We start from the raw sequence: 9,192 nt of genomic DNA, 5'->3' as shown, positions 1-9,192 counted from the left end.
CGCGAGTGGCTGCCCGGCTTGATGGTCACCGCGCTGGTGACCCTCGCTGCGCTGCTCATCAATCAGATCAACTCGCTGCACAGCATGATGCTGGTCGCCATCGTGCTGGGCGCTGTGATCGGCAATCTGCGTCCGGTGCCGGCATCGTGGCAACCGGGGCTGGAATTCGCGGCCAGACATCTGCTGCGCGCCGGTATCGTGCTGCTCGGCCTGCAGATATCCCTGACCACGCTTGGCGGTCTGGGCTGGCGGCGCCTGGCGCTGGTGGTCGTCGTCGTGAGCATCGGAGTGTCCAGCACGCTGTTGATCGGACGGCTGCTGGGCGTCCCCGGACCGCTGCGGATGCTCGTCGCCTGTGGCTGCTCCATCTGCGGGGCGGCTGCGGTGGCCGGCGCCAAGGACATTTCCGGGGCGGACGAGGAGCAGACCGGCACGGCGCTGGGTTTGGTGGTGCTCTTCGGTACGCTGTCGATTCCGGTGGTGCCGCTGCTGGCCGGTCTGATGGCCCTGAGTACCCAGTCCGCTGCCACCTGGGCCGGCGCCAGCATCCATGAGGTTGCCCAGGTGGTCGCTGCTGCGGCAGCCATCGGGCCGGACGCGATGGCAGTTGCCGTCACCGTCAAGCTGGCCCGGGTCGTGTGTCTTGCCCCAGTGGTCGCAGTGCTCGGGCTGATGACCCGCCGCTCGGGGGCCGCAGTCACGCAATCGGGGAAGCGCCCCACCCTGATTCCCGGGTTCGTGCTGGGCTTCTTGGCCATGGTGATCCTGGGCACCATCATTGCGATCCCGGCCCCAGTCCTGGGCGTGATCAAAATCGCGCAAAGCGCGCTGCTGGCAATGGCGATGGCAGCGCTGGGCTTCGGCATCCAGATCAGCGCGCTACGCGAGGTGGGCTTGAAGCCGGTACTGCTCGGCCTGATCGCCACCGTCATCGTCTCCGGGACGGCGCTGACCGGGGTGCTGCTGATCAGCTGATCACAACCACCGAATGCGCCGGCATTCGCACCGTTTGGCCGCAGACATTCACCTCGCCCCAGGCCGCGAGCACCCGTTCGCGGGGCTCATCGACGGTGACCGGCCGCGGGCCGGGACAGATGATCACCGTCACCGGGCCGTGAACCATCCGGAACCAGTCGTCCCCGAAATCGGCCTGCACCTGACCACCACCGGTGGGGAAGAGTTCATGGCGCAGCGCGATCAGCCGGCGGTACCAGGCAAACACCCGGGCGTTGTACCGGTCATCCAACTCCAGCCAATCCAGCTTGCTGTTCTCGAAAGTGGAGCGCGCCTGCGGGTCGGGGATCACCGCATCCGGGCCGTAGATGGCCTCCCAGTCGTGGCCGCGGAACTCCTCCAACCGTCCCTTCGTCACTGCGGCGCCCAACTCGGGCTCGTGGTCGGTGAAGAACTGGAACGGCCGGTTCGTGCCCCACTCCTGCCCCTGGAAGAGCAGCGGAGTGAACGGTGAGAGCAGCAGCAGCGCGGCGCCCCCGGCGACCGCGCCCGCGGGCAGCCTGGCATCGGGACGATCGCCCAGGCCGCGGTTACCGACCTGGTCGTGGTTCTGGGTGAAGACGACGAATTTACGGTGGTCGAGGTCCGGCGGGACGGGCGCCCCCCAGCGCTTGCCGCGGAATGTCGAGTACGAGCCGTCATGTACGAAGACCCGCTCGAGGGCCTGTCGCAGCACAGCGGCCGGGCCGAAGTCCACGTAGTAGCCGAAGGTCTCATCGGTCAGATAGGAGTGCAGCGCGTGGTGCACATCGTCGGCCCACTGCGCGTCCATGCCCAGACCGCCGGCAGCGCGCGGTTCGACCAGCGACGGCTGGTTCAGGTCCGATTCGGCGATCAAGGCCACCGGACGCCCCAGTTCTGGACGGATCCCATCCACCCGCTCCGAGAGCTCGGCGAGGATGTGCTTGGGAGAATCGTCGGCCAGCGCATGCACGGCGTCCAGTCGCAGCGCGTCGATATGGAACTCGCGCAGCCACCGAATGGCGTTCTCGCAGATGAAATCGCGGACGCTGCCGGAGTGCTCGTCGTCGAGATTGATGGCCGAACCCCACGGCGTGTCGTGCTTATCGGTGAAATACGGCCCGAAGACCGGCGCATAGTTGCCCGCCGGACCGAAGTGGTTGTAGACCACGTCCAGGCAGACCGCCAATCCGCGGGAGTGTGCGGCGTCCACGAATCGCTGTAGCGCGGCCGGGCCCCCGTAGGCCTCGTGCACCGCATAGAGATCGACCCCGTCGTACCCCCAGCCGCGATCACCGGGAAACGGCACCACCGGCATCAGCTCGACGGTCTGGGCGCCCAGCCGGACCAGATGATCGAGCCGCTCAATCGCCGAATCGAGGGTACCGGTGGGGGTGAAGGTGCCGACATGCAGTTCATAGATGACCGACCCCACCACATCGATACCGGGCCAATCCGCATCGTGCCACTGGTGGACGGCGGTGTCGAAGACCCGGGAGGCGCCATGCACACCGTAGGGCTGCCAGGCGCTGCGCGGATCGGGCCGGGGTTCCTGGTGGTCGATCGCGAGCAGGTAGTCGGTGCCCGCAGGCAGCTGAATCGTCCAATCGCCGCCGCCTTCGGCGCGCATCGGCAGCCGGGAGTCGCCGACGACCGCGAACGCCGAGTCGGCCAGCGGGGCCGTCAGCCGGATGGTAACCGCAGATTCGGTCACGATGGCTCTCCTTGACCGTTGCCGCGCTTGGCTGCCGAAGCCTGGCCGTCGTCGTCGTGACTGCCGAATCGCCTGGTCAGCCAGCCGAGTAGACCGCCCTCGTTGTCCTGGCCGACCGGCACCTGCACCTGACGTGCCGGACGCGGACGATGCGGCTGTCCGACGGCGCGGATGCTGGTCGTCCGCTCGGCGTCGGAGACCTCTTCGAGAACCGCGCACGGGAACCGAGCCAGCAGCTTGGCCAGTTCTACCGGGCCACCCGGATACTCCTCGGCGGTGAGCACATCGAACCATTGGCCCTCGGGCAGCACAACGGTGTTGCCTGCGTAGTCATCCGCCTGTTCGGTGGAGCGGATCAGCCTGCTCGCGATCACCACGACCTCGTCGTTCGCGCCGCGGGAGTAGCTGGTGAAATACCCCGACGAGCTGGGCAGCGGACGATAGGACGCGTGTGGCCCGACAAAGATGTTCGGACGTCGTCGCCGCAGCCGCAGGATGGCCCGCGTGAGGTGGTATTTCTCCTCGGCCAGAGTCTCCGGTGGGCGCTCGGCGAGTTCGTGGCCCATGGTGTTCAGGGTCTCGAAATCCGCGGGACGCCGGTTGTCGGGGTCAACCAGATAGTTCTGCACCGTCTCGCAGGATTGATAGCAGTCGGCCACGCCCAAGCAGGTCAGCTGAACGGCCTTGCGGGACAGGATCGCCGTCCGGGCGGCGTCGCTGGTAAACACAAACCAGTCGGCGAAGGCACCCATCACGTCGTCGTCGGCGTAGAGCTTTTCGATGGTCGCGGTCAGCACCTTCTCTGCGGCAACATCGGGGCTGGTCCACGACGTCCACAGCTTCTGCTCCCGGGACGCCTTGATCATGTACTCGCACAGACGCTCGGCCTCGATCGGGCCGGCCGGGGTCCAGGTGCCCGCCAGCGACTGCCAGAGCAGATTCTCGGTGTGGCCCTCCAGCGAGGAGGCGTAGGGATGCAGGGTGGTGAGCAGCGCCCGCCACTCGCTGGCGTGTTGCGATATCAGGGTGGTGCGTGCCCGCACATCCTCGGAGCGCTTCGAATCGTGGGTGGTGCCGCAGGTCATGGTGGCCGGCCACGTGGTGGCCATCTGCGCGCACCACTGGTGAAACTCGTCGGGGGTCAAGCCCCAGGTGTCGGGTGATCCGCCCACTTCGTTGAGTGACACCAGATGCGTCCAACGGTAGAACGCCGTGTCTTCCACGCCCTTGGCGGTTATCGCGCCGCAGACCTGCTGGAAACGGACGACCAGCTCGTCGCGCTGCGCGCGCTGAACGCGTTGTTCGGAACCTACCTCGCGTCCGAGTACCAGGTCGACCACCAGATCCATGGTGTCTTGCAACTCGGGATCAAGCTGCAGCCGGGCCTTCTCGGCGGCGTGGGTGACCAGTTCGACGGCCTCATCGGGGGCAGCCTCGCCCGGCACCACGTAGGCACGATAACGGGGGAACGCGATCACCAACTCGGCCAGGCAGCGGGCGATCCAACCCTGGGTGTGGTCTCGCAGCATGATGTCGTCACGGCAGATCTGGTAGGCCAAGGACGCGATCCGGTGCACCTCGGCATACAGCGAGGTGGTGGTGATCTCTCGTTTCGCCTTGCCGATCACCTCGTCCAGAGAACCGGGAATGTCGCCGGTGATGGTGTGAGCGATCGTCGCGAGGTCGCTGTAGCCGTTCGGATCGCAATACAGTGCGCCGACCCTCCAGGACGCGTCGTAGCCGGTGGTGCCGGCCACCGGCCAGTCGGTCTGCATCTGTTCATCGGGCTCGAGGATCTTCTCGGCGCTGATCCAGGCGCCGCCGGTCGCTGTGTACAGCCGCCGCATGTAACCACGTGGGTCGGCCAGACCGTCGGGATGGTCGATCCGGAATCCGTCGATATAGCCCTGTTTAAAGAGATCGAGCAGCAGACCGTGGGTGGCGTGAAAGACTTCCGCATCTTCCACCCGCACCGCCAACAGGGTATCCACGTCGAAGAATCTCCGGAAATTGAGCTCCTCGGCCGCCACCTTCCAATAGGCCAGCCGGTAATACTGCTGTGCCACGCACAACTCGACCGGCAGATTCTCGGTTCCGGCCCGTACCGGGAAGACATGGTCGTAGTAGACGAGCACGGGCTGGGCGCCTTCGTCCTCGAACCCGGGGATGACGCGATCTTCGAGAGTGATTTCGTGGTTGGCCAGCACCGTACCGATGCGGGCGCCGAGAAAGGGCATCAGGATACCGTCGCCGTCGTCGGTGCCGTCGAACCAGCGGGCGTAGGGGGAATTGGGACCGTATTTCAGCACCGACCAGACGGCCTTGTTGTGATAGATCGGGGTGGGTACACCCATGTGGTTGGGCACGACGTCGACGATGACGCCCATCTGGTGTTTGTGCGCTGCTCGGGCGAGCCGCTCGAATCCGGCGCGTCCCCCATCACGTCGCTGATCCGGGTGTGGTCGACCACGTCGTATCCGTGGGTGCTGCCGGGAGCAGCCTGCAGGATCGGGCTGAGATACAGATCGGTGACACCCAGGTCGTCGAGATAGTCGAGTTGCGCTGCGGCCTGACCGAAGCTCAGATCCGGCCCCAGCTGCAACCGGTAGGTGGACACCGGGATGCGCCGCCCGCTCGACGGTAGATGTGCGCTGCGCCCGCCCAGGGCCTGGCTGGAAGGCTGCGTGCTCTCGGTCACTAGCTCTCCACCTCATCACTCGGGGATACGTTCATTCAAAACTACTCTCGATGGCCCGGCGGCGGGTTTTGTTTGCCGCTCTGGCGCCCAGACAGCGGCCGGCGCGTTAGCGTTGACCTAGGCACCGACGCAGGAGGAACCATCATGGATTTTGGTGATCGGCTGGCGAAGCTAGCCCATGACATGCAGGACAGGGCTGCCGAGTTCGCCGACTCGGTGAAGCAGAAGTATGAGGACTCCGATCTGGACGACAAGATCGATGCCTTCAAGGACGATGTCGCAGGCAGGTACAACGAGTTCGCCGGATCGGTCAAAGACAAGCTCGACGACACCGATCTGGACGATAAGTTCCGTGGCTTCACCCAATCGGTGGGCGACAAGTACCGCGATCTCGCCGATACCGTGAAGGCGAGGTACGACGATTCCGATCTGGACGACAAGTTCGAGGACCTGAGGAAGGATGTCAGCGGCAAGCTGGCAGATTTCAAGGCTGCCTTCATCGACGCCACGGATACCGCCGCGCAGGCCGCCTCCGAGGCATCCGACACTGTCTCGGACGCAGCTTCGGACGCGAAGGATGCTGCCGGGAAGGTCGCCGAGGATCTCGGCGAGTCGGTGGCCGATGCGAAGGACACCGCCGCTGACGCGGTCTCCGATATCAAGGACGCCGTGGCAGATGCCGCCGAGGACGCGAATGGCCCCGGGGCTTCATAACTCGTTCGACCCGACGCGAACCGATCGGGCCTGACATCGGAGGATCCATAGCCCCGCGAAGCCGTACCAGGCGTCGCGGGGCTATTGCATGCGGGCCCATTCGTGCTGGGTATTTCCCAGCGGGCGGCGATGTGGCAGGGTAGGCGGGTGCCCGCTAACACAGCTGAATTGCTCGACCTCCTCAACTTGACCGCCGCCGGCGAGATGTCCTTCCTGGCCGCTCATCCGCGCACCCGGATGCAGCGCAGCTACGGCGGCCAGGTGCTCGCTCAGGCGCTCACCGCTGCATATCAGACGGTGGATCCCGAGCGGGTCGCGCATTCGCTGCACGCCTACTTCCTGCGTCCGGGTGCGGTGGACGACGACATGCGGTTCAACGTCGAGGCCTTGCGCGACGGCAACACCTTCAGCACTCGTCGGATCGAGGCCCTGCAGGACGAACGCGAGATCTTCATCGGATCGGTCTCGTTCCACGACCTGGAACCCGGCCTCGATCATGCCGATCCGATGCCGACCGAGGTGCCGGCTCCCGATGACTGCCCCCGGCTGGTCGATGTCATGGACGCCCGGTTCGGCGCTCATTCGATCTGGCACGAATGGGATGCGCTCGATGTGCGCTTCGCGGGCGATTCGTCGCCGGGCGGCTCCATCAAGCCCGGACGCCACCTCGCGAGCATGCGGGTCTGGGTGCGTACCGAAGGCGAATTGCCCGATGATTTCCGCATTCACCAGGCGGTGCTGGCCTACCTGTCGGATCTGACCCTGCTGAGTGTCTCGACGGTGCCGCATCCGGTCGTGTTCATGTCGAACCAGCTGCAGACCGCGTCGATCGATCACGCCGTCTGGTTCCATCGCCCCTTCCGTGCGGACGACTGGCTGCTCTACGACATGTTCTCGCCGTCGGCGTCCTCGGCTCTGGGGTTCTCGAAGGGACGGCTCTTCCAGCACGGCAAACTGATCGCATCATCGGCCCAGGAGGGACTCATCCGCCAGGTCGACTCCCGAGCGCTGCTCAGCTGAGAGTTCCGGACGCGGGAAGTCGGGCGGCGGCAAGTAAGTGGGCCCGCGCGTCTGATCGGGCGAACAAAGGGCCCCAGTCTCCACGGGGGAGCTGGGGCCCAGTTCGGGAGTGGCGTCGGCGTCGGCCGATCAAGCACTCATACGGGGTTCGGCGATCAGGCGACCGCCACCGTGCTCTTCTCACGTAGCACGACCAACGCGGCGCGTTCAATCTGACGCACTCGCTCTGCGGTGATGCCCCAGACCAGACCGATGTCAGAGAGCTTCGCCTGGCGGCCATCCAGCAGGCCGTAACGGCGGCGGACCACATCGGCGGAACGCTCGTCCAGGCCCTCCAGAAGAGTGTCCAGACGGTCACGATCCTCCTGGCTGAGTACGACCTCGTCCGGACCGGGGGAGGTCTCGCGGGCGATGAGGTCGCCGAGCGAGGTGTCGCCGTCCTCCTCGACAGGGGCGTCGAGGCTGACGTGCTCACGGCTGTACCGGATCAGGTCGACGACCTTGTCCTCGGTGACATCGAGTTCGCGGGCGATCTCGGTCACTTCGGGGTCGCGGCCGAGCGTGCGTTCCAGGTTGCGGCGCACGGCCGAAATCTGGTTCACCTGTTCGGCAACATGCACCGGCAGCCGGACGATGCGTCCCTGCTGGGCGATGCCGCGACTGATCGCCTGACGCACCCACCAGGTGGCGTAGGTCGAGAACTTGAAGCCCTTGGCGTAATCGAACTTCTCGACCGCGCGGATCAGGCCGGTGTTGCCTTCCTGGACGAGGTCCAGCAGCGGCATCTGCGAACGCCCATACTTGCGGGCCACCGACACGACCAGACGCAGGTTGGCGCGCAAGAAGTGCTGCATCGCCTCGTCGCCGTCGTGGGCGATGAGTTCGAGTTCCTCGCGGGTGGCGTCAGTCTCGGACTCCACTCGTGCGCTTAGAATCGCTTGTGCGTATTGACCGGCCTCAATGCGGCGGGCCAGGTGTACTTCTTCTTCGGCATTCAGCAGAGGAGTCTTGGCGATTGACTCGAGGTACAGTCCTACCGAGTCCTTGCCGTCGATGCCATCATTGGTGCGAACACGAGTCCTGCTATCCATGGATGTCTGCCTTTCTGTCGATCAATGGTGTAACGCACGAACCAGTGAATTTCTTTCATCGATCGCACAGTTTCTTTGAAAACGGGCCACCGTGGGGGCATACTGCGACCCTGGTCGTACACCATGGCGGCCCGGACTGCTCTGTGGGAGCATACCCGGCATGGGGGTTCCTTGGTGGGCGTGGCAATATGGCTAGAGGCGCTTCTTGACGGGAGAGGTCTTGAATGCGTCCAGGTCCGAGTCGGCTTCCGAAAGGTCATTTGTGACTTCCATTACTGAGCAGGCTGCCAGCGCGCCGGTGAAGGCCGCGCGCACCCGCAAGACCAAGGTTAGCGAGCAGCCAGCTGACGCCGCCGCTGCTGAGGCTCCCGTCAAGCGCACGCGCAGACCAGCGGCCGCGGCTTCCAAGACCGAGCCCGACGCTTCGGCCCAGCCCGGCGCGGATGCTACCAAGCCCATGACACCCACCAGGAAGTCCGCTGCGACAACGGCGTCTGCCGCGAAGTCCAAGCAGACGAGGGCCCGAAAGGCCAGTGTCGCCGCCACGGCAGCCGGCCGGGAACCAACGGTGCAAGAGGTGGCCGGCCAGGTGGTCGATGTCACCGTCAAACGCGAAGGCGATGATGTCGTGCTGACCGTGGGTGGCAAGAAGCGCAATCTCGACGATGTCGACGACTCGAAGTTCGACTCGAAGGCTGCCGCCAAGGACGAGGCCGAGTTGGTCGCCGACGGCGAGGCGTTCAGCCTCTCCGACTCCGACGATGCGGACGAGCCGGAGCAGCAGGTCGTCTCGGCCGGCGCCACTGCCGATCCGGTCAAGGACTACCTCAAGCAGATCGGCAAGGTTGCGCTGCTCAATGCGGCTCAGGAAGTCGAGCTGGCCAAGCGCATCGAGGCCGGGCTGTTCGCGGAGGAACGCCTCAGTGAGGGCACCGTCGGGCGCCGCGACCACGAAGACTATCTGTGGATCAGCGAGGATG

Annotated in this window: 8 protein-coding genes; 4 read left to right on the top strand and 4 right to left on the bottom strand. The window is 65.4% G+C overall.

The features are described from left to right. The coding region (locus tag AAFP05_RS03045) for a putative sulfate exporter family transporter (RefSeq protein WP_341728384.1) at positions 1-975 on the top strand (975 nt) is incomplete at its 5' end. On the opposite strand, the gene treZ is transcribed toward AAFP05_RS03045, so the two are convergent. Genes treZ through AAFP05_RS03030 form a run of 3 tightly spaced genes read right to left on the bottom strand, consistent with a single transcriptional unit; the run spans position 968 to position 5,387 of the window. Beyond that, entirely contained in the window at positions 968-2,689 is a 1,722-nt protein-coding gene (treZ, locus tag AAFP05_RS03040) for a malto-oligosyltrehalose trehalohydrolase (RefSeq protein WP_341728383.1), read from the bottom strand. The two genes, AAFP05_RS03045 and treZ, sit on opposite strands and share 8 nt — an antisense overlap. After that, on the bottom strand, positions 2,686-5,076 hold the full coding sequence (gene treY / locus AAFP05_RS03035; RefSeq protein WP_341728382.1) for a malto-oligosyltrehalose synthase: 2,391 nt from the start codon (positions 5,074-5,076) through the stop codon (positions 2,686-2,688). Before treY ends, treZ begins: the two co-directional genes overlap by 4 nt. Beyond that, on the bottom strand, positions 4,992-5,387 hold the full coding sequence (locus tag AAFP05_RS03030; RefSeq protein ID WP_341728381.1) for an alpha-amylase family glycosyl hydrolase: 396 nt from the start codon (positions 5,385-5,387) through the stop codon (positions 4,992-4,994). Before AAFP05_RS03030 ends, treY begins: the two co-directional genes overlap by 85 nt. 144 nt (positions 5,388-5,531) lie before the next feature. On the opposite strand from AAFP05_RS03030, the gene AAFP05_RS03025 reads away from it, so the two are divergent. Beyond that, positions 5,532-6,101: a hypothetical protein gene (locus tag AAFP05_RS03025; protein ID WP_341728380.1), complete on the top strand. Its 570-nt coding sequence runs from the start codon at positions 5,532-5,534 to the stop codon at positions 6,099-6,101. A 147-nt stretch (positions 6,102-6,248) separates the two neighbouring features. Continuing rightward, positions 6,249-7,121, top strand: a complete 873-nt coding sequence (locus AAFP05_RS03020) for an acyl-CoA thioesterase II (RefSeq protein ID WP_341728379.1) — start codon at positions 6,249-6,251, stop codon at positions 7,119-7,121. A 155-nt stretch (positions 7,122-7,276) separates the two neighbouring features. On the opposite strand, the gene AAFP05_RS03015 is transcribed toward AAFP05_RS03020, so the two are convergent. Next, positions 7,277-8,212 (bottom strand): sigma-70 family RNA polymerase sigma factor, encoded by a 936-nt coding sequence (locus AAFP05_RS03015; RefSeq protein ID WP_341728378.1) that lies wholly within the window; start codon positions 8,210-8,212, stop codon positions 7,277-7,279. 262 nt (positions 8,213-8,474) lie between these two features. Here AAFP05_RS03015 and AAFP05_RS03010 point away from each other — a divergent pair. Next, on the top strand, positions 8,475-9,192 hold a 718-nt coding region (locus AAFP05_RS03010; protein WP_341728377.1), incomplete at its 3' end, for a sigma-70 factor domain-containing protein.

The organism is Brooklawnia sp. (assembly GCF_032229645.1).
GTDB lineage: Bacteria > Actinomycetota > Actinomycetes > Propionibacteriales > Propionibacteriaceae > Brooklawnia.
The sequence above is the reverse complement of the archived record's forward strand: the minus strand, read 5'-3'. Positions and strand labels throughout refer to the sequence as shown.

Bases quoted from the DNA above. Each gene is read 5' to 3' on its own strand.
- treY (WP_341728382.1), bottom strand. From the start codon at position 5,076: ATGGGCGTCATCGTCGACGTCGTGCCCAACCACATGGGTGTACCCACC.
- AAFP05_RS03025 (WP_341728380.1), top strand. From the start codon at position 5,532: ATGGATTTTGGTGATCGGCTGGCGAAGCTAGCCCATGACATGCAGGAC.
- AAFP05_RS03015 (WP_341728378.1), bottom strand. From the start codon at position 8,212: ATGGATAGCAGGACTCGTGTTCGCACCAATGATGGCATCGACGGCAAG.